Origin of the sequence: Nocardioides salarius (genome assembly GCF_016907435.1) — a bacterium.
Lineage (GTDB): Bacteria > Actinomycetota > Actinomycetes > Propionibacteriales > Nocardioidaceae > Nocardioides > Nocardioides salarius.
On sequence record NZ_JAFBBZ010000001.1, the window covers coordinates 4,369,217 to 4,387,733 of the forward strand.

At 72.8% G+C, this 18,517-nt stretch carries 19 protein-coding genes; 13 read left to right on the forward strand and 6 right to left on the reverse strand.

What is annotated here, in order from left to right:
* Positions 1-13 precede the first annotated feature (13 nt).
* The gene (locus JOE61_RS20915; RefSeq protein WP_193670632.1) at positions 14-430 is read left to right on the forward strand and encodes a hypothetical protein; all 417 of its coding nucleotides are present in this window, start codon (positions 14-16) and stop codon (positions 428-430) included.
* 69 nt (positions 431-499) lie between these two features.
* On the opposite strand, the gene JOE61_RS20920 is transcribed toward JOE61_RS20915, so the two are convergent.
* Positions 500-814, reverse strand: a complete 315-nt coding sequence (locus JOE61_RS20920) for a DMT family transporter (protein WP_193670633.1) — start codon at positions 812-814, stop codon at positions 500-502.
* Positions 815-859: 45 nt separating this feature from the next.
* Here JOE61_RS20920 and JOE61_RS20925 point away from each other — a divergent pair, with 45 nt between their 5' ends.
* Genes JOE61_RS20925 through JOE61_RS20935 form a run of 3 tightly spaced genes read left to right on the forward strand, consistent with a single transcriptional unit; the run spans position 860 to position 3,071 of the window.
* The gene (locus tag JOE61_RS20925) at positions 860-1,375 is read left to right on the forward strand and encodes a 2'-5' RNA ligase family protein (RefSeq protein WP_193670634.1); all 516 of its coding nucleotides are present in this window, start codon (positions 860-862) and stop codon (positions 1,373-1,375) included.
* Between the two features lie 44 nt (positions 1,376-1,419).
* The gene (locus JOE61_RS20930) at positions 1,420-2,643 is read left to right on the forward strand and encodes a DUF480 domain-containing protein (protein ID WP_193670635.1); all 1,224 of its coding nucleotides are present in this window, start codon (positions 1,420-1,422) and stop codon (positions 2,641-2,643) included.
* Positions 2,643-3,071, forward strand: a complete 429-nt coding sequence (locus JOE61_RS20935; RefSeq protein ID WP_193670636.1) for a glutaredoxin domain-containing protein — start codon at positions 2,643-2,645, stop codon at positions 3,069-3,071. The genes JOE61_RS20930 and JOE61_RS20935 overlap by 1 nt, the downstream gene beginning before the upstream one ends.
* A 15-nt stretch (positions 3,072-3,086) precedes the next feature.
* On the opposite strand, the gene chsH3 is transcribed toward JOE61_RS20935, so the two are convergent.
* Entirely contained in the window at positions 3,087-3,965 is an 879-nt protein-coding gene (gene chsH3 / locus JOE61_RS20940) for an enoyl-CoA hydratase ChsH3 (protein ID WP_193670637.1), read from the reverse strand.
* Positions 3,965-5,722: a 3-oxosteroid 1-dehydrogenase gene (gene kstD / locus JOE61_RS20945; protein WP_193670638.1), complete on the reverse strand. Its 1,758-nt coding sequence runs from the start codon at positions 5,720-5,722 to the stop codon at positions 3,965-3,967. Before kstD ends, chsH3 begins: the two co-directional genes overlap by 1 nt.
* 26 nt (positions 5,723-5,748) lie before the next feature.
* Between kstD and JOE61_RS20950 the strand changes: the two genes are divergently transcribed.
* The 6 genes from JOE61_RS20950 (at position 5,749) to JOE61_RS20975 (ending at position 11,460) form a co-directional block, all read left to right on the forward strand.
* Positions 5,749-6,690 (forward strand): acetaldehyde dehydrogenase (acetylating), encoded by a 942-nt coding sequence (locus JOE61_RS20950; RefSeq protein ID WP_193670639.1) that lies wholly within the window; start codon positions 5,749-5,751, stop codon positions 6,688-6,690.
* The gene (gene dmpG, locus JOE61_RS20955) at positions 6,687-7,769 is read left to right on the forward strand and encodes a 4-hydroxy-2-oxovalerate aldolase (protein ID WP_193670640.1); all 1,083 of its coding nucleotides are present in this window, start codon (positions 6,687-6,689) and stop codon (positions 7,767-7,769) included. The genes JOE61_RS20950 and dmpG overlap by 4 nt, the downstream gene beginning before the upstream one ends.
* A 73-nt stretch (positions 7,770-7,842) precedes the next feature.
* On the forward strand, positions 7,843-9,009 hold the full coding sequence (gene hsaA / locus JOE61_RS20960) for a 3-hydroxy-9,10-secoandrosta-1,3,5(10)-triene-9,17-dione monooxygenase oxygenase subunit (RefSeq protein ID WP_193670641.1): 1,167 nt from the start codon (positions 7,843-7,845) through the stop codon (positions 9,007-9,009).
* Positions 9,010-9,011: 2 nt separating this feature from the next.
* A complete protein-coding gene (gene hsaD / locus JOE61_RS20965; protein ID WP_193670642.1) occupies positions 9,012-9,905 on the forward strand; it encodes a 4,5:9,10-diseco-3-hydroxy-5,9,17-trioxoandrosta-1(10),2-diene-4-oate hydrolase in 894 nt (297 codons plus the stop codon).
* Positions 9,902-10,801 carry an iron-dependent extradiol dioxygenase HsaC gene (gene hsaC / locus JOE61_RS20970; protein ID WP_307823146.1) on the forward strand — a complete coding sequence of 300 codons (900 nt, stop codon included), beginning with the start codon at positions 9,902-9,904 and terminating at the stop codon, positions 10,799-10,801. The genes hsaD and hsaC overlap by 4 nt, the downstream gene beginning before the upstream one ends.
* 17 nt (positions 10,802-10,818) lie before the next feature.
* Positions 10,819-11,460 (forward strand): flavin reductase family protein, encoded by a 642-nt coding sequence (locus tag JOE61_RS20975; protein ID WP_227492245.1) that lies wholly within the window; start codon positions 10,819-10,821, stop codon positions 11,458-11,460.
* Between the two features lie 16 nt (positions 11,461-11,476).
* On the opposite strand, the gene JOE61_RS20980 is transcribed toward JOE61_RS20975, so the two are convergent.
* Positions 11,477-12,835, reverse strand: a complete 1,359-nt coding sequence (locus JOE61_RS20980) for a PHP domain-containing protein (protein WP_227492246.1) — start codon at positions 12,833-12,835, stop codon at positions 11,477-11,479.
* A gap of 65 nt (positions 12,836-12,900) precedes the next feature.
* On the opposite strand from JOE61_RS20980, the gene JOE61_RS20985 reads away from it, so the two are divergent.
* Positions 12,901-13,551 carry a hypothetical protein gene (locus JOE61_RS20985; protein WP_193670643.1) on the forward strand — a complete coding sequence of 217 codons (651 nt, stop codon included), beginning with the start codon at positions 12,901-12,903 and terminating at the stop codon, positions 13,549-13,551.
* An 87-nt stretch (positions 13,552-13,638) separates the two neighbouring features.
* On the opposite strand, the gene JOE61_RS20990 is transcribed toward JOE61_RS20985, so the two are convergent.
* Entirely contained in the window at positions 13,639-14,574 is a 936-nt protein-coding gene (locus tag JOE61_RS20990; RefSeq protein WP_193670644.1) for a type IV toxin-antitoxin system AbiEi family antitoxin domain-containing protein, read from the reverse strand.
* 172 nt (positions 14,575-14,746) lie between these two features.
* Entirely contained in the window at positions 14,747-15,910 is a 1,164-nt protein-coding gene (locus JOE61_RS20995) for a steroid 3-ketoacyl-CoA thiolase (protein WP_193670645.1), read from the reverse strand.
* Between the two features lie 124 nt (positions 15,911-16,034).
* On the opposite strand from JOE61_RS20995, the gene JOE61_RS21000 reads away from it, so the two are divergent.
* Both JOE61_RS21000 and JOE61_RS21005 read left to right on the forward strand, forming a co-directional pair.
* Positions 16,035-17,276: a cytochrome P450 gene (locus JOE61_RS21000; protein ID WP_307823147.1), complete on the forward strand. Its 1,242-nt coding sequence runs from the start codon at positions 16,035-16,037 to the stop codon at positions 17,274-17,276.
* Positions 17,273-18,514, forward strand: coding sequence for a cytochrome P450 (locus JOE61_RS21005; protein WP_193670647.1), 1,242 nt, complete (start codon positions 17,273-17,275; stop codon positions 18,512-18,514). Before JOE61_RS21000 ends, JOE61_RS21005 begins: the two co-directional genes overlap by 4 nt.
* Positions 18,515-18,517 lie beyond the last annotated feature (3 nt).

An 18,517-nucleotide genomic window follows, 5' to 3' on the forward strand; every position in this document is an offset into this window, starting at 1 on the left:
CTAGGCTCGACGCATGTCGTCCCGGGCGCAGCACGACCGCCGCTTCCCGCGCGAGGACGGCGAGGAGCCCGGTGGGCTCGAGCAGGAGCAGGACGGCCAGCGGCGCGTCCTCGTGGTCGCGGCCTGGGTCCTGGTGGGCTTCGTGGTCCTCGTGCAGCTGCCGTGGGTCGTCTCGGCCTTCGCAGAGGGCCTGCATGTGGGCACGTGGTGGGTGTTGACGGTCGTGCCTTGGGTGACGGCCGTCCTCGTGGTCCCGGTGGCCACGCTGATCGGTCTCGCCTGGGTGGGTGCGGGCTTCGGTCGCCCGGACCTCGCCCCCGCGCCCGGGCGGTCCACGTGCACCAGCACCCTGACCAGCGTCACCGTGCTGCTCCTGGTCCTGGAGGTCCTCGTGGTCGGCACGATCGTGTCGCTGAGCTGGGCGCTCTGACCCGCCGGGTGCACGATCGGATGGAGCCCGCCACCAGGGCCGCGCACACCCGTCGTGCCGCACGCTGGCTCAGCTGACGAGCTTGAGACCCACGATGCAGCCGACCAGGCCGACGAGCAGCGCGACGCGTGCGAGGTCGGCCGGCTCGTCGCCGGTGACCATCGCGTAGGCCACCGTCAGCGACGCGCCGATGCCGACCCACACGGCGTACGCCGTGCCGACCGGGAGGGTGCGCATCGCCTGGGCCAGGCCGAGCATGCTCAGCACCACCGCCACGCCGAAGACCACCGACGGCACCAGCCGGCTCAGGCCCTCCGAGCGGCCCAGGGCCGTGGCCCACACCGCTTCGAGGACACCGGAGACGACGAGCACCAACCAGGCCATGCGGTGGATCGTGGCACAGGGCCGCCCACCGGGCAGGATGGGCCCATGCCGCGCCTGCACTCCCTCGAGCTGCTCCCCGACGACGAGGGCCAGGAGTCGGTCCGTGCCCAGTGGCAGGCCCTGGCGGACGCCGGGCTGCCCTCCCAGCTCGAGCACCGGGGCGCCACCAACGCCCCGCACGTCAGCGTCGTCGAGGCCGAGGCGCTGCCCGACGCCGCTCTCGACGTCGCCCGGGCCCGCCTGGGCGGCCTGCTGCCGGTCACGGCGCTGGTCGGCGGGGTGCTGCTGCTCGGCGAGGGCCGGGTCACCCTGGCCCGGCCGGTCCAGCTCGCCGACGACGTCGTACGCCGCGTGCTCGCGGTGCGCGTGCAGGTGCCGGAGCGCCGGCACCTGGGCTGGGTGCCGCACCTGACCCTGGCCCGGCGGCTCGCGCGGGCCGACGTGCCGCGGGCCCTGGAGGTGCTGGCCGGTCTCGACGCCGAGCGCGACGCCAGCCTCGAGCTGCGCCTGACCTCGCTGCGGCGCTGGGACCCCGACGCCGGCGAGGTCCACGACCTGTGAGTCCTGCCTCGGCCCGGGCCGGGGGCGCCCACTAGGTTGGGGACATGCTCGACCAGCCCCTCGACGCCACCCAGCAGCGTGTGCTCGGCGCGCTGATGGAGAAGCAGGTGACCGTGCCGGCGTCCTACCCGATGACGCTGGGAGGCCTGCGCACCGCCTGCAACCAGTCCAGCAGCCGCGACCCGGTCACCGACCTCGACGAGGACGACGTCAAGCAGTGCGCCCACGCGCTCAAGGAGCGGGGCCTGCTGCGGATCGTGTGGTCCGACACCGGGCGCCGCACCCTGAAGTACCACCAGGTCCTCGACGAGGTGCTGGGCCTCGACGACGACGAGCGCGCGGCGCTCACGGTGCTGCTGCTGCGCGGGCCGCAGTCCCCGGGCGAGCTGCGCACCCGCACCGAGCGGCTGCACGCCTTCGCCGACCGCGACGAGGTGGCGGCGTGCCTTTCCCGGCTCGCCGCCCGCGACGAGCCGCTGGTCCAGCAGCTGGAGCGGCGCCCGCGCGAGCAGGACCACCGCTGGGCGCACCTGCTGGGGCCCGCCGAGGCCGACCCGGCGTCCGTGCCGGGCGCTGCGGTCGCCCCGGTCGACCGCGAGGTCCCGCTGGCCGAGGGCGCCGAGCGTCGCGACGCGCGGGTGCGGGCGGCGTACGACGCCGTGGCCGCGCCCTACGCCGAGCGCTTCACGGACGAGCTGGCCGACCTGCCCTTCGAGCGCTGGCTGCTGGAGCGGGCGGCGCAGGACGCGGCCGGGTTGCCGGTGGTCGACGCCGGGTGCGGGCCGGGCCACGTCACCGCCCACCTCGCCGGGCTGGGGGTCGACGCCCGGGGCCTCGACGTCTCGGCCGAGATGGTGGCGCAGGCCAGGGAGCGGCACCCCGGGGTGCGCTTCGACGTCGGTGACCTGCGGCGGCTGATCCGCCCCGAGAGCGCCGAGGGGTGGGGCGCGGTGCTCGGCTGGTACTCGCTGGTCCACCTCGCCGGCTCCGAGCTCGCCGACGCCGTCGCCGCGCTGGCCCGCCCGCTGGCGCCCGGCGGAGTGCTGCTGCTGGGCCTGCAGGCCGGCCACGAGGTGCGCCGGATCGAGAGCTGGCTCGACGTCGACCTCGGCGAGGGCGGGCTCACGTTCGTGCACCACGACCCGGCCGACGTGGTCGCGGCCGTCGAGGCGGCCGGGCTCGTCGACGTCGAGTGGTTCGTGCGCGGTCCCCGCCCGGCGCTGGGGGAGACCAGCCAGCGCCTCTACGTGCTGGGCAGGAGGGCCTGATGGGCCGGTGGGGTGGCTCGGCCGCGCTGCTGGTCGCGGCCGGCGTGATGCTCGGCAGCGACCCCGGCCCCGGGTCGGTCGTGCTGGCCGCGCTGATGGTGCTGCTGGCGTACCTGCTCTCGCCGCTGCTCTTCCCGAGCTCGCCGGGCGACGCCGCCGGTCGCAAGCGCGGCCGCGAGCAGGGCGTGCCGGTGGTCTACTGGCGCCCCGGCTGCCACCACTGCCTCAAGCTGCGCCTGGGGCTGCTGGTCACCGGCGCCCGGGTGGTGTGGGTCGACATCTCCCGCGACCCCGACGCGCTGGCGCGGGTGCGCAGCGTCAACGGCGGCGACGCGACCGTGCCGACGGTGTTCTCGCGCGGCAGCGTGCGCACCGCCCCGTCGCTGCGCTGGGTGCGCGAGCAGCTGGCCGGAGCCCGCGGCCGGTAGCCGGCTCAGGCCAGCTCAGGCCAGGTCGAGCACGCAGTCGGCCAGCACCGGCGAGCCGTCGCGCCCGCCGCCGGCGATCCTCGCCGAGGCCACCACGCGGCCGTCCTCGCGCCAGCCCCGCACCCCGATCGTCTCCCCGGGGAAGACCACTCCCGCGAAGCGTGCGGAGAAGCCGCCGACCGATGTGGCGTCGCCGCCGAGCAGCTGCTCGGTCAGCTCTCGCAGCACGATGCCGTAGGAGCACAGCCCGTGCAGGATGGGGGCGGGGAAGCCGGCGGCCTCCGCGAAGCCGGGGTCGGCGTGCAGCGGGTTGCGGTCGCCGCAGAGCCGGTAGAGCAGCGCCTGCTGCGGGGTGACGGCGTACGACGTCTCGGTGTCGGGAGCCCGGTCGGGCAGCTCGACCGGCTGCGAGGAGCCGCGCTCGCCGCCCCAGCCGCCCTCGCCGCGCACGAAGATCGACGAGCGGGTGGTCCACAGCGCCTCGCCGTCCGCGGACGACGCGGTCGCCTCCTGCCAGACGACCGCGGCCTTCCCCTTGTCCCACACGTCGCTGATGCGGGTCGTGACGCTGGCCGAGCCGGCCGTGGGCAGTGGTGCGTGCACGGTGATCGACTGCGAGCCGTGCACCACCTGGGCCAGGTCGATGTCGCAGCCGGGCAGGTCGAGCGGAGGCGGGTCGGTCTCGTGGAAGGTCGGGGCCACGACGCCGAAGGACGGCAGCACCTGCAGCCCGGGGCCCTCGAGGGTCCAGCGCAGCGCGCCGGGGTCGACCTGGTCGCCCGGGTGCGAGCCGGCGCCGATGCCGAGGTGGTAGAGCAGCACGTCGCTGGCGTCCCAGCTGAAGGTGCGGGTGCCGAGGTCGGCGCCGATGGCGACGTCGGGGTCGATGGGCATCAGGAGGCCTCCTCGGCCGGTCCGGGGGTGCTGGTCGCGGGCTCCTGCGAGGCCAGGTGCTCCACGGCGAGCCAGCCGAAGGTCAGCGCGGGCCCGATGGTCGCCCCGGGGCCGGCATAGGTGCGGCCCATCACCGCCGACGAGACGTTGCCCGCGGCGTAGAGGCCCTCGACCACCGAGCCGTCCTCGCGCAGCACCCGCGCCTGCTCGTCGGTGACCAGCCCGCCCTTCGTGCCCAGGTCGCCGGGCACGATCTTGACGGCGTAGAACGGGCCCTGGTCGATGCGGTGCAGCGACGGGTTCGGCTTGACCGTCGGGTCGGAGTAGTACTTGTCGTAGGCCGAGTCGCCGCGGTGGAAGTCCTCGTCGACCCCGCTGGCCGCGAAGGTGTTGAAGCGCTGCACGGTCGAGGTGAGGCCCTCGACCGGCACCTCGATCTGCTCCGCGAGCGCCGCGAGCGAGTCGGCCTTCTTCACGACCCCCTCCTTGTACCAGCGCCCGGGGAAGGGCTGGCGGGGCCCGAGGCCGGCGAAGAGGTAGCGGTTGCGGTAACGCTGGTCGAAGACCATCCAGGCCGGCACGTGCTGCACCCCGGTGGCCTCGCCGGCGTAGATCTCGTGCACGGCCTCGACGTAGGGCAGCGCCTCGTTCATGAAGCGACGCCCCGCGCCGTTGACGATGATCGAGCCGGGCAGGTTGCGCTCGGCCAGGCAGAACCACGGCCGGCCCGGCAGCGGGATGGTCGGGCCCCACCAGGCGTCGTCGAGCAGGTCGGTCTGGGCGCCGACGGCGATGCCGGCCAGCAGCCCGGCGCCGGTGTTGAACTCCGAGCCGGTGGTCCACTCCACCGAGGTCGGGCGCGGCTGGTGCTGCTCGCGCAGCTCGAGGTTGCGCTCGAAGCCGCCGCTGCCCAGCACCACGCCGCGCCGGGCGCGGACCTCGTGGCGCTGCCCGCCGCGGGTGACGCGCACGCCCACCACCCGGCCGTGCTCGAGCACGAGCTCGTCGAGGGCGGTGTCGTAGGCCAGCGGCACGCCGGCCTCGATGAGCCCCTGGCGCAGGCTGATGACGATGGCGTTGCCCATCGCGTACATCCGGTGCCGGCGCAGGCCGGCCACGACCCGCCTGACCAGCACCTTCAGCATCGTCGCCGGGCCGCGCCAGGTGCGCATGCCCAGGCTGATCCTGCGGAAGTCGGCCTGGGTGACGATCATGTTGGCCGGCGCCTTGCTGTACGCCGGGTGCAGCCGCTCGAGCTCGGCGCCCAGGAAGGAGGCGTCCATCGGCACCGGCTCGCAGCTGCGGCCCGCCGCCCGGCCGCCCGGCTGCTCGGGCAGGTAGTCGCTGTAGCCCGGCACCCACGCGAAGCGCAGGGGAGTGCGCTCGCGCAGGAAGTCCATCACCTCGGGGCCGCGGCGCAGGTAGGTCTCGCGGCGCACCCGGGGCACCACGTCGCCCACGATCGCCTCGAGGTAGGCCATCGCCTGCTCATGGTCGTCGTCGTCGACCTGGCCGGCCTCGCGCAGGGCGTAGTTGCCGGGGATCCACACTCCGCCACCGGAGCGGGCGGTCGAGCCGCCGAAGTAGCCGCTCTTCTCGACCAGGAGGGTGTCGAGCCCGGCGGTGCCGGCGGCCAGCGCCGCGGTCATCCCGGCGCCGCCCGCACCCACGACGACGACGTCGACCTCGGTGGGCAGTGGGTCGGCGGCCGTGATGGTGCTGGTGGCGGCTCGAGGAGCGCGCGGCGTACCCGTCATGGCGCAAAACTGTAACAGGTTCTAGCATGACGGCCGTGAGCAACCAGAAGCTGACCGCCGCCATCGTCGGGCCCGGCAACATCGGCACCGACCTGATGTTCAAGCTGCTGCGCAGCGAGCACGTGGAGCCCCGGTGGATGGTCGGGGTCGACCCCGCCTCCGAGGGTCTGCGGCTCGCCACCGAGCAGGGCCTGCAGGCCTCCCACCAGGGGGTCGACTGGCTGCTCGGGCAGGACGAGCTGCCGGACCTGGTCTTCGAGGCGACCTCGGCCCACGTGCACCGCGAGTACGCGCCCCGCTACGAGGAGCGGGGCATCCGGGCGGTCGACCTCACCCCGGCCGCGGTCGGACCGGCGGTGATCCCTCCGGTCAACGGCGCCGACCACGCCGACGCGATGAACGTCAACATGATCACCTGCGGCGGCCAGGCGACGATCCCCATGGTGGCGGCGGTCTCCCGGGCCGTGGCCGACGTCGGCGGCGTCTCCTACGCCGAGATCGTGGCCTCGGTGTCGTCGATGTCGGCCGGCCCCGGCACCCGCGCCAACATCGACGAGTTCACCCGCACCACGGCCGCGGGCGTCGAGAGCATCGGTGGCGCCGCCCGCGGGAAGGCGATCATCATCCTCAACCCGGCCGAGCCGCCGATGATCATGCGCGACACCATCTACTGCGCGGTGCCGCCCGAGGCCGACCGCGACGCGATCCTGGCCTCGGTGACCGCCATGGAGAAGGCGGTCCAGGAGTACGTGCCGGGCTACCGGCTGCTCCAGGAGCCCCAGCTCGACGAGCCCTCGCCGGCCACGCAGGGCCAGCTCAAGGTCTCGGTCTTCGTCGAGGTCGAGGGCGCCGGCGACTACCTGCCGCCGTACGCCGGCAACCTCGACATCATGACCGCCGCGGCCGCCCGCGTCGGCGACACCATCGCCCGATCCACCTCGATCCTCACCCAGGGGGCCACCCGATGAGCACCGCACGCGACGACCTGGCCCGCACCTGGAGCGGTCGCCACGGCGGCGACCTCGACCTGCGCCTGACCGACACCTGCCTGCGCGACGGCTCGCACCACAAGCGCCACCAGTTCACCACCACCGAGGTGCGCGACATCGTGGCCGCCCTCGACGCCTCGGGCGTCCCGGTGATCGAGGTGACCCACGGCGACGGGCTGGGCGGCTCGTCGTTCAACTACGGCTTCTCGCGCACCCCCGAGCAGGAGCTGATCCGCACCGCGGCCGAGACCGCGACCCGGGCCCGGATCGCGTTCCTGATGCTGCCCGGTGTGGGCACCAAGGACGACATCCGTGCCGCGCAGGACAACGGCGGCCAGATCTGCCGCATCGCCACGCACTGCACCGAGGCCGACACCTCGATCCAGCACTTCGGGCTGGCCCGCGAGCTGGGGCTCGAGACCGTCGGCTTCCTGATGATGAGCCACACCCAGCCAGCCGAGGTGCTCGCCGCGCAGGCCCGGACCATGGTCGACGCGGGCTGCCAGTGCGTCTACGTCGTCGACTCGGCCGGGGCGCTGGTGATGGAGCAGACCGCCGACCGGGTCGCTGCGGTCGTCGCCGAGATCGGCGACGTCGCCGACGTGGGCTTCCACGGCCACGAGAACCTCGGGCTCGGGGTCGCCAACACCGTGATCGCCGCGCGTGCCGGGGCCACCCAGATCGACGGCTCCGTACGCCGCTTCGGCGCCGGCGCCGGCAACACGCCGCTGGAGGCCTTCATCGGGGTGTGCGACAAGCTCGGCTGGCGCACCGGCGTCGACTTCCTGCAGGTCGTCGACGCCTCGGAGGACGTCATCCGCCCGGCGATGCCCGAGGAGTGCCGGCTCGACCGGATGACGCTGATGATGGGCTACGCGGGGGTCTACTCGAGCTTCCTCAAGCACGCGGGCAACGCCGCCGAGCGCTACGACGTCTCGGGGGCCAAGATCCTGCTCGAGGCGGGGCGCCGCAAGCTGATCGGCGGTCAGGAGGACCAGCTGGTCGACATCGCGCTGATGCTGCGCGCCGAGCTGGACAAGGCGGCGGTCGACGGGTGAGGAGCGGCTCCTTGTCCAAGACTAGAACGTGTTCTAATCTTGGTGGAACACGTTCCACCGACAGGAGATCATGATGACCCAGGCTGTTCTCGACGGGGTGCGCGACCTGCTCCCGGGCCTCCGCGAGCGTGCGGACGAGGCCGAGCGTCTCCGGGTGGTGCCCGACGCCAACATCAAGGAGCTGGAGGAGACCGGCTTCTTCAAGCTCCTGCAGCCGCGCCGCTTCGACGGCTTCGAGGCCGACCCGGTCGACTTCTACACCGCGGTGCGCGACATCGCCTCGGCCTGCGGCTCGACCGGTTGGGTCAGCAGCGTCGTGGGCGTGCACCCCTGGCAGGTGGCGCTCTTCGCCGACGAGGCGCAGCAGGCGGTGTGGGGCGAGGACACCGCCACCCGCCTCTCCTCCTCCTACGCCCCCACGGGCAAGGCGGTGGTCACCGAAGGCGGCTACCGGCTCTCGGGCAAGTGGAGCTTCTCCTCGGGCGCCGACCACTGCAGCTGGGTGCTGCTGGGCGGGCTGGTCCTCGACGGCGACGGCAACGTGGTCGACTTCAAGACGTTCATGGTCCCGCGCCCCGACTACACCATCAACGACGTGTGGCACATGGTCGGGCTCTCGGGCACCGGCTCCAACGACGTCGTGGTCGACGACGTGTTCGTGCCCGAGGCCTTCACGCTCTCGATGGGCGAGACCGGCTCGTGCCGGGGCCCGGGCCAGGCGCAGAACACCAGCGACCTCTACAAGCTGCCCTTCCACTCGATCTTCACCGGCACCATCACCACCCCGATCATCGGGATGGCGATGGGCGCCTACGCCGAGCACGTCGAGATGCAGCAGCAGCGCAGCCGCGCGGCGTACCTGGGGGAGAAGGCCTCGAAGGACCCCTTCGCGATGGTCCGCATCGCCCGCGCCTCCAGCGAGATCGACGCGGCCTGGGCGCTGCTGGTGGGCAACATCCGCGAGGAGCAGGCGCACGTGGCCCGGGGCGAGCAGATCCCGCTGCGCCTGCGCCTGAAGGTGCGCCGCGACCAGGTCATCGGCTCGCAGCGCGCCATCGACGCCATCGACGAGCTCTTCGAGGCGTCCGGGGGCCGGGCGCTGGCCCAGGGCACCTACCTGCAGCGCGCCTGGCGCGACGCGCACGCCGGGCGGGTGCACGCCGCCAACGACCCCGAGCGCGCCCTGCAGATGTTCGGCGCCCACGAGTTCGGCCACAAGGTCGACCCGGGGATGTACTGACCGTGACTCCCGACTCCGTCCAGCACGAGGCCACGGTCGCCACCGACGCCGCCGGCGAGATCACCCTGCGCTACTACGAGGCGGGGGAGCCCACTGACGTCGGCGGTGGGCTGCCACTGGTGATGCTGCACGGCGGTGGGCCCGGCGCCTCGTCGTGGTCGAACTTCGGCCCGGCGCTGCCCGGGTTCGCGCAGACCTTCCGCACGGTCCTGGTCGACCAGCCCGGGTTCGGCGGCTCCGACAAGCCGCCGGTGGTCGGCAACTACTACCGCTTCGCCGCCGACGCCGTGGTCGCGCTGCTCGACGAGCTGGGCATCGAGCGGGTCCACCTGCTCGGCAACAGCCTCGGCGGCGGCACGGCGATGCGGCTGGCGCTGTCCTACCCCGACCGGGTCGGGCGGCTGGTGCTGATGGGCCCCGGCGGGCTCTCGCTCAACCTCTTCCACGCCGACCCGACCGAAGGGGTGCAGCGGTTGATGGAGTTCGGCGGCGACCCGACCCCCGAGCGGCTGCGCGCCTTCATCTCGACCATGGTCGTCGACCAGTCGCTGGTCACCGACGAGCTCGTCGCCGCCCGGTACGCCGACGCCACCGCGCCCGGCGCGCAGGAGGCGATGCGCTCGATGGGGATGTCCTTCTGGGACCCCGAGACCGCCGAGGACGGGATGCTGTGGCGCGAGGCGCACCGGCTGCGCAAGCACACCCTGCTGACCTGGGGCCGCGAGGACCGCGTCAACCCGCTCGACGGGGCGATGGCCGCGCTCAAGCTGATCCCGCGCGCCAGCCTGCACGTCTTCCCCCACTGCGGCCACTGGGCCCAGATCGAGGCCGCCGAGGAGTTCCGCGAGGTGGCCACCGCCTTCCTCGCCCGCCACCAGGAGAGGGCTCGCCCGTGAGCATCGACATCCGTTCCATGGGCTACGTGCGGGTGGCCAGCACCGACCCCGAGCAGTGGCGCCACTTCGCGACCAAGGTGCTCGGCCTCGCCGAGGGGCGCGGGCCGCACCCCGACCACCTCTACTTCCGCATCGACGCGGTCTCCGCGCGCCTGGTCGTGGTGCCCGCCGACGTCGACCAGCTCGCCTGCACCGGCTGGGAGGTCGCCGACCACCAGGCGCTCCAGGCCGCGAGGGAGCACCTCAAGGAGGCCGGGGTCGCCTTCGAGGAGGGCAGCGGTGAGGAGCTCGACGAGCGCCGGGTCCAGGAGCTGCTGCGCTTCGAGGACCCCTTCGGCAACGTCTTCGAGCTCTTCCACGGCATCACCTACGAGTCGCGGCCCGTCGTGACGCCGTACGGCGCGCGCTTCGTGACCGGCGACCAGGGGATGGGCCACATCGTGGTGCCGGTCGACGACGACGTCGAGGCGCTTCGCTTCTACTCCGAGGTGCTCGGCTTCCGGCTGCGCGACTCGATGAGCATGCCCGGTGAGTTCGTCGGCAAGGAGGCCGGCTCGAAGGTGTGGCTGCGCTTCCTGGGCGTCAACCCGCGCCACCACTCGCTGGCGTTCCTGCCGATGCCCAACCCGGCGCGCTGCGTGCACATCATGCTCGAGGTCGAGGAGCTCGACGACGTCGGGCGGGCGCTGGAGCGGGTGCGCAAGCACGGTGCGCCGCTCTCGGCGACCCTGGGCCGGCACATGAACGACGAGATGGTCTCCTTCTACGTCCGCTCGCCCGGTGGCTTCGACATCGAGTTCGGCACCGACGGCCTCCAGGTCGACGACGCCCGGTGGGTGGCGCGCGAGTCGACGGCGGTCTCCTACTGGGGGCACGACTTCTCGGGTGGGCAGTGATGTCTAAGGTCGAGACCATGTCGGAGCACGCCCAGATCCCCGAGGGGATGAACCCGGACGCCCGGGAGACCTGGCCCAGCCCCGAGCTGATCGAGTCCTGGCTCGGCGACTCGGTCTACGACCTGCACCTCGGGCCCGGCGAGGACGTCGCCGTGCCCGGCGAGGACCCGGCGGCGACCGCCGCGGCCCGCCGCTTCCGCGACGTGCTGAGCCAGTTCGGCTCCGGCGTCGCCGTCGTCACCACGATGAGCGGCGACGAGCCGGTCGGGATGACCTGCCAGTCGTTCTCGAGCGTCTCCCTCGACCCGCCGCTGGTGCTGTTCGTGCCGTCGAAGACCGCGCGCGCCTGGCCGCTGATCCAGCGCTCGGGCCGCTTCTGCGTCAACGTGCTCGCCGCCGACCAGGCCGCGCTGTCCAACCAGATGGCCAGCCGCGGCGTCGACAAGTTCGCCGGCGTCGACTGGACGCCCTCGCAGCACACCGGGTCGCCGGTGCTCAGCGGCACCCTGGCGCACATCGACTGCACCGTGCACGCCGTGCACGAGGCCGGCGACCACTACGTGGTGATCGGGCGAGCCCTCGACCTGCAGGTCGGTGCCCAGGAGTCCGACCCGCTGCTGTTCTTCCGCGGGCAGTACCGCACCACCGCGCCCGAGTGAGCCTCCCCGCGGCGGCTCAGCGGGTCTCCAGCCACCACGGGCTGGTGTAGGCGATCCCCAGGTCGTTGCACGGGTGGCCCTCCGGGCCCGGTGTCGCGTTGGGCTCGTCCGGGTCGGAGACCCGCACCAGCAGCCAGTCGCCGTCGGCCAGGTCGACCGGCACGCGCAGGTCGAGCAGCGGACCGACCTCGAAGTCGACCACGTCGGCCACGAGCGGGGCGTCGGTGCCGGGGCGCAGCACCTGGGCGGCCAGGCGCCGCCCGCGCCACGAGCGGTCGCGCGCCAGGTCCAGCCGCAGCGTCAGCGTCGTACGGCCGCGGCGGGGGAGGGTGACGACCGAGCCCATCCGCACCGGGGCACCCTGGCGGGTGGCGGCGGTGGCGTCGAGGCGCAGCCCGGAGGTGCGGGTGGCGAAGAAGCGGCGCCGGCGCATGGCGCGCTTGACCCCCTGGCGGCTGTGGTCGCGCACCCACAGCCCCGTGCGGCCCTTGCCCTCGGGGAAGCCCCAGTCGGTGCCGTGCTCGTCGGTGACGCCGGTGATGCCGGTGCGCCAGCCGTTGTTGAGGCACACGCACAGCGGCGAGTCGCGGCCGTCGGCGAAGCCCTCGAAGAGGTAGTCGTCACGCCGGTTGAACATCTCCAGGCCCACGACCTGGTCGCGCACGCGGGCGTCGTACACGAACTCCTGGAAGCGTCCGGGCTCGCGGCCCGGGTGGTTGAAGCCGGCCAGCGCGCCGGCGCCGCCGTCGAGCACCAGCCCGGGCTCGCGGCGCAGCCAGGCGAGCAGCGGCTGCATCAGGCCGGCCTGCAGGACGTCGGTGTAGTGCTCGCTGAACCACACGTTGACGTGGCCGATCAGCGGCTCGGACCACTCGAAGCCACGGATCGCGGTGAACGCCCCGTCGACGTCGGCGGCGTCGGCGTACGCACCGGTGGCGCGCCACCCGCGCGGGGTGAGGCCGGCGGCCTGGGTGTACTCGGGCGGCAGCAGGTCGGTGAGCACGTCGCCGAGCAGGTTGTCGGACAGGGTGGCGTGGTCGGTCAGGGCCGCCACGTCGAGACCGGCCTCGCGCATCGAGTCGAACGCCGCCGCCGGGTCGCCGTCGCCGTCGCTGAGCAGCGTGTGGTTGTGCAGGTCGGCGTGCACGAGGTGGGTGCCCCGGGTCAGCCGCGAGGTGCGGGAGGCGCCGGTGCGGGCGGCCGGGCTGCCCGGGGCCGCGGCCGCGCCGGTCAGGGCCCCCGCCGCGCCGGCCATCAGCAGACCTGCGCCGGCGGCGCCCAGGGTGCTGCGGCGGGTCAGGCGGGCACGGGTGGCCGCGTCGGGGGCGGTGAGCTCGCGGTGGGGCGCGTGGTGGGGCGCGTGGTCGTCGCACATGGTCGTATCAACGCATGCGGGGGCGTCCGGTTCCGGTCGGGCGGGTGAACGGTAGGTTCGGGCACGTGATCGCTCTGCCTGCCCACGGGTTCGTGATGCTGTCGATGCCCAAGTGCGCCTCGACGACGCTGGTCACCACGCTCAAGGGCCACGCCGAGATCCTGATGCGGGTCAACCCCCGCCTCAAGCACATGAACTGCCGTACCTTCACCAACCGGATGGTGCCGGTGCTGCAGGGCGCCGGCTACGAGCGCAGCGACTACGAGCTGGTGACGCTCTTCCGCGAGCCGGTGTCGTGGCTGGAGTCGTGGTGGCGCTACCGCCAGCGCCCGGCGCTGAAGGGCAAGGCCGACGGCAAGTGGACCGGTGAGACCAGCTTCGACGACTTCGTGGCCGCCCACCTCGACGGCGCCCCCGGCGCCATCACCGGGCGCCAGGCCCGCTTCGTGGCCCTCGACGACGACCTGACCATCGGCGTCGACCGCATCTTCGCCCTCGAGGCCGCCGACGTGTGGCAGTCGTGGATCGCCCAGCAGCTGGGCCAGCAGGTCGACCTGGTCACCAAGAACTGGTCGACCTCCACCGCCACCCCCGCCCTCTCCGACACCACCCGCACCCGCCTCCTCGAGCACTACGCCCCTGAGTACGACATCTACGAGCAGCTGCGCTCCGCCGGCGGCAGCTGGGCCGTCCCCTCCGGCTACCGCCCCTCCTGAGGCCGCCGCGGGGGAGTTTTATCGGGTGCCCGATGGAACTCGCGCTACCTGGCTGAAGGTTCGTGCAGGTAGCGCCAGTTCCGTACCTCAGGCAGACCGGGCGAGCTGGCGTCGCAGCCGCTCGACCAGGCGCGCGGGGTGCTCCAGGTCGGCCCACGAGATCCGGATGATCGTCCAGCCCGTGACCTCGCGGATGCGGTCCTCTCGCCACTTCTCCCGCAGGACCATCTCCTCGATGCTCTCGCCGGGCCTGCGGTAGCGGTGGTACTTCTCGATCCCGTCGAACTCCAGCACCACCCGGTGCTCCGGCCACGCGAAGTCGACGATGCCGACCAGCCAGCCCCGCTCGTCGCGGACCTCCACCTGCTGCAGGGGCCTGGGCAGTCCGTGGTCGGAGAAGAGCAGGTGGCAGCGGCTCTCCGCGACGCTCTGGGACCCCTCGCGAGCGTGGTCGAGCTTCATGGTCAGATCGAGGTGGTCGGTCCACTCCCGCCTCGACAGCAGCTGCTGGCGGCACTCGGCCAGGGTGGTGTGACCGCTCTCGACGAACCAGTCGATCACGCACACCGCCGCGTCGCGATCGAGCAGCGACGCCGCATCGAGCGCCGTGCGAGCCGGGGCGGTGATCCAGTGCCCCTCACGCCGCGAGACGTCCCCCACACGGCACACACCCTCGTGGTGCCGTACCCGCGCCTGGGTTCGCGTCCCTTGCGGCTCGAGCCCGGTGACATGAGCGACGTCGAGAGGGACCTGCCACGCAGGGGCGCCGTACGCCAGGGCGGCGCTCGTGTGGGACAGCGCCACGTCGGCGGGGTACAGGCGCATCACCCCGCGGCAGAGCATGAGGTGCCGCCCCGACGCGTCGGCGGCGGTGTACGCCGCGGTGGCGACGTACACCCCTTGCCGCAGGCGGGTGAGCTCGCCCGTTCGACATCGTCGCGCGATGGCGTTGTCGTCGAGCCCCGCGGCGACCAGGTCGCGGCGCAGCACGACCCCGAGGTCGTCCGTGAGGTGAGCCAGCATGGTCGGAGTCTGGCTCCGGGTGCCCGCCGGGTGCACCCGTCAGGACGCGCGCCTGTGGATAACTGAGTCCGCCGGCCGCCGCAGCAACACGGAACTCGCGTCGCCTGCACGAAGGATCAGTAGGGCAGCGCGAGTTCCATCAGGTCCCCGATAAAACTCCCGCGGGCGGCGCTCAGATCAGCTCGAGGAGGGTGCCGGTGGCCATGGCGCCGCCGGCGCACATGGAGACCAGGGCGGTGGAGAGCTCGCGGCGCTCGAGCTCGTGCAGGGCGGTGGTGATCAGGCGGGTGCCGGTGGAGCCGACGGGGTGGCCCAGGGCGATCGCGCCGCCGTTGACGTTGACCCGGTCCATGTCGACGTGGTGCTGGCCTGCCCACGACAGCACGACGGAGGCGAAGGCCTCGTTGACCTCGAAGAGGTCGAAGTCGGAGATCGACATGCCGGTGCGGTCGAGCACCCGCTGGGTCGCGTCGATCGGCCCGTCGAGGTGGAAGTAGGGGTCGGAGCCGACCAGGCAGTGCGTCACGATCCGCGCGCGCGGGCGCAGCCCGAGGGCGCGCGCCCTCGCCTCGTCCATGATCAGCACCGCCGAGGCCCCGTCGGAGATCTGCGAGGAGGTGCCGGCGGTGTGCAGCCCGTCGGGCAGCACCGTGCGGAGCCCGGCCAGCCCCTCGAGCGTGGTCTCGCGCAGCCCCTGGTCGGTGTCGACCAGCCGGGTCTCGCCGGTGGGGGAGCCGTCCTCGCCCAGCACCGGCGCGTCGTACGCCGCGATCTCGCGCTTGAAGCGACCCTCGTCGACCGCGACCCGGGCCTTCTGCTGGCTGGCCAGCCCGAACGCCTCGAGGTCGGCGCGGCCCAGCCCGCGGTTCCGCGCGATGCGGTCGGCGGCCTCGAACTGGTTGGGCAGGTCGATCGACCAGTCCGCGGGTCGCGGGTCGCCCATCCCGGCCGGGACGTTGGCGCCCAGCGGGATGCGCGACATCGCCTCGACCCCGCAGGCGATCCCGACGTCGATGGTGCCGGCGGCCACCATGTCGGCGACCAGGTGGGCGGACTGCTGGCCCGAGCCGCACTGGGCGTCGATGGCGGTCGCGCCGGTGTGCTGGGGGAGGCCGGCGTAGAGCCAGGCGCGTCGGACCATGTCGTTGGACTGCTCCCCGGCCTGGGTGACGCAGCCGCCGACGACCTGCTCGACGAGCTCGGGGTCGATGCCCGCGCGCTCGACGACCTGGCGCTGCACGAAGGCGAGCAGCTGCGCGGGGTGCACACCGGCCAGCCAGCCGTTGCGCTTGCCGAGGGGGGTGCGGACGGCGTCGACGATCACTGGGGTGCCCATGGGAGCAAACTAGAACACGTTCTCACTTCAGCCAAACAAATCTCGTCAGACGGCTAGCACGGCGTACTGCCGGTATGTAACCTCTCTCACTAGAACACGTTCCACCCGCCGCCACGATGGAGAAGTGCCAGTGACCCAGCTCGACACCCGTGACACGGTCTTCGACCCCACCGACCCGGACACCCTGGCGGTGGGGGTCCCCCACGAGGAGCTGCTGCGCCTGCGCCGCACCGCGCCGGTCTCCTTCGTCCCCCAGCGGGCCGAGGCCCGCGCTGGGTTCCCCGACCACGAGGGCTTCTGGGCGGTGAGCCGGCACGCCGAGGTGGCCGCGGTCTCGAAGAACCAGACCGACTTCTCGACACGCGAGAACGGCGTGATCATCCGCTTCGGCCCGGAGATGACGCGCGACGAGGTGGAGGGCTCGAGCTTCCTGCTGATCAACAACGACGCCCCCGACCACACCAAGCTGCGCCAGATCGTCTCGCGCGCCTTCACCCCGCGCGCCATCAACGCGCTGCACGACAGCCTGAAGCAACGGGCCGAGAAGATCGTCGACGACGCGGTCGCCAAGGGCGAGGGCAACTTCGTCGAGGACGTGGCCGCCGAGCTGCCGCTGCAGGCCATCGCCGACCTGCTCGGCGTTCCCCAGGAGGACCGTGGCCGGCTCTTCGAGTGGTCCAACCAGCTGATGTCCTACGACGACCCCGAGGTCGAGGGCGACCAGATGGTGGCCTTCGCCGAGATCCTCGCCTACTCCATGGCGCTGGCCGACGACCGGCGCCAGCACCCCCGTGAGGACATCGTCACCCGCCTGATCAGCGCCGACGTCGACGGGCGCGGCCTGACCGACGACGAGTTCGGCTTCTTCATGATCCTGCTGGCGGTGGCCGGCAACGAGACCACCCGCAACGCCATCACCTGGGGCCAGCACGCCTTCATGGCCGACCCCGCGCAGTGGGAGCACTACCGCGAGCACCGCCCCCGCACCGCGACCGACGAGATCATCCGCTGGGCGACCCCCATCACCGCCTTCCAGCGCACCGCGCTGCGCGACGTCGAGATCGGTGGGGTCCTGGTGCCGAAGGGGGAGCGGGTGGGGCTGCTCTACGCCAGCGCGAACTTCGACGAGGACGTCTTCGAGGACCCCTTCCGCTTCGACATCACCCGCGACCCCAACCCGCACCAGGCCTTCGGCGGGCACGGTGCGCACTACTGCATCGGCGCCAACCTGGCGCGCATGGAGGTCGACCTGATGTTCAACGCGATCGCCGACCGGGGGCTGCAGATCCGTCAGCTCGGTGAGCCGAACCGGTTGCGCAGCGGCTGGGTCAACGGCGTCAAGGAGCTGCAGGTGGCCTACCGATGAGCGTCGAGGGGGCGGTCCCCGCGACCTTCGACCCCACCGACCCCGACGTGTTGTGGGAGGGCGTCCCGCACGAGCAGCTGCGGGCGATGCGACGCCACGAGCCGGTGCACTGGGTCGAGCAGCCGCAGTCCTCGCGCGACGGCATGTCGGTCGAGTCCGGGAGCGGCTACTGGGCGCTGTCGGCGTACGCCGACGTGGCCGCGGTCTCCAAGAACAGCAAGGACTTCTCGGCCTCCGAGAACGGCGCGATCATCCGGTTCCAGGAGGGCATGCAGCGCGAGCAGATCGAGCTGCAGCGCGTCATCCTGCTCAACCAGGACGCTCCCGAGCACACCTCCACCCGCCAGATCATCTCGCGCGGGTTCACGCCGCGCTCGATCGCGCGGCTCGAGGAGGTCATGGAGCAGCGTGCCCACCAGATCGTGCGGGAGGCCGTCGAGCGGGGTAGCGGGAACTTCGTCGAGGAGGTCGCCGCCGAGCTGCCGCTGCAGGCCATCGCCGACCTGATCGGCGTGCCGCAGGAGGAGCGCCGCAAGCTCTTCGAGTGGTCCAACGAGATGCTGGCCTCCGACGACCCCGACTACCAGGGGGAGCCCGACGTCGCCGCCGCCGAGATCCTCGGCTACGCCATGGGCCTGGCCGCCGCGCGCCGCGAGGAGCCCCGCGACGACCTGATCACCAAGCTGCTCAGCGCCGAGAAGGAGGGCCGGGGGCTCACCGACGACGAGTTCGGCTACTTCGTCATCCTGCTGACCGTGGCGGGCAACGAGACGACCCGCAACGCCATCTCGCACGGCATGGCCGCGTTCCTCGACCACCCCGACCAGTGGGAGCTGTGGAAGCGGGAGCGCCCCTCGACGATGGTCGACGAGGTGATCCGCTGGGCGACCCCGGTCAGCGTCTTCCAGCGTACGGCGCTGCGCGACGTCGAGGTCGGTGGCGTGGCGGTGCGCGCGGGCCAGCGGGTGGGGCTGTTCTACGCCAGCGCGAACTTCGACGAGGACGTCTTCGAGGACCCGTTCCGCTTCGACATCACCCGCGACCCCAACCCGCACCTGTCCTTCGGCGGCCACGGTGCGCACTACTGCATCGGCGCCAACCTCGCCAGGCTCGAGGTGCGGCTGATCTTCGAGGCGCTGGCCGAGCACGCGCCGGTCGTGCGGCGCACCGACCCGGAGCGGCGGCTGCGCCACAGCTGGATCAACGGGATCAAGGAGCTGGGCGTGGCCTACGCCTGAGCG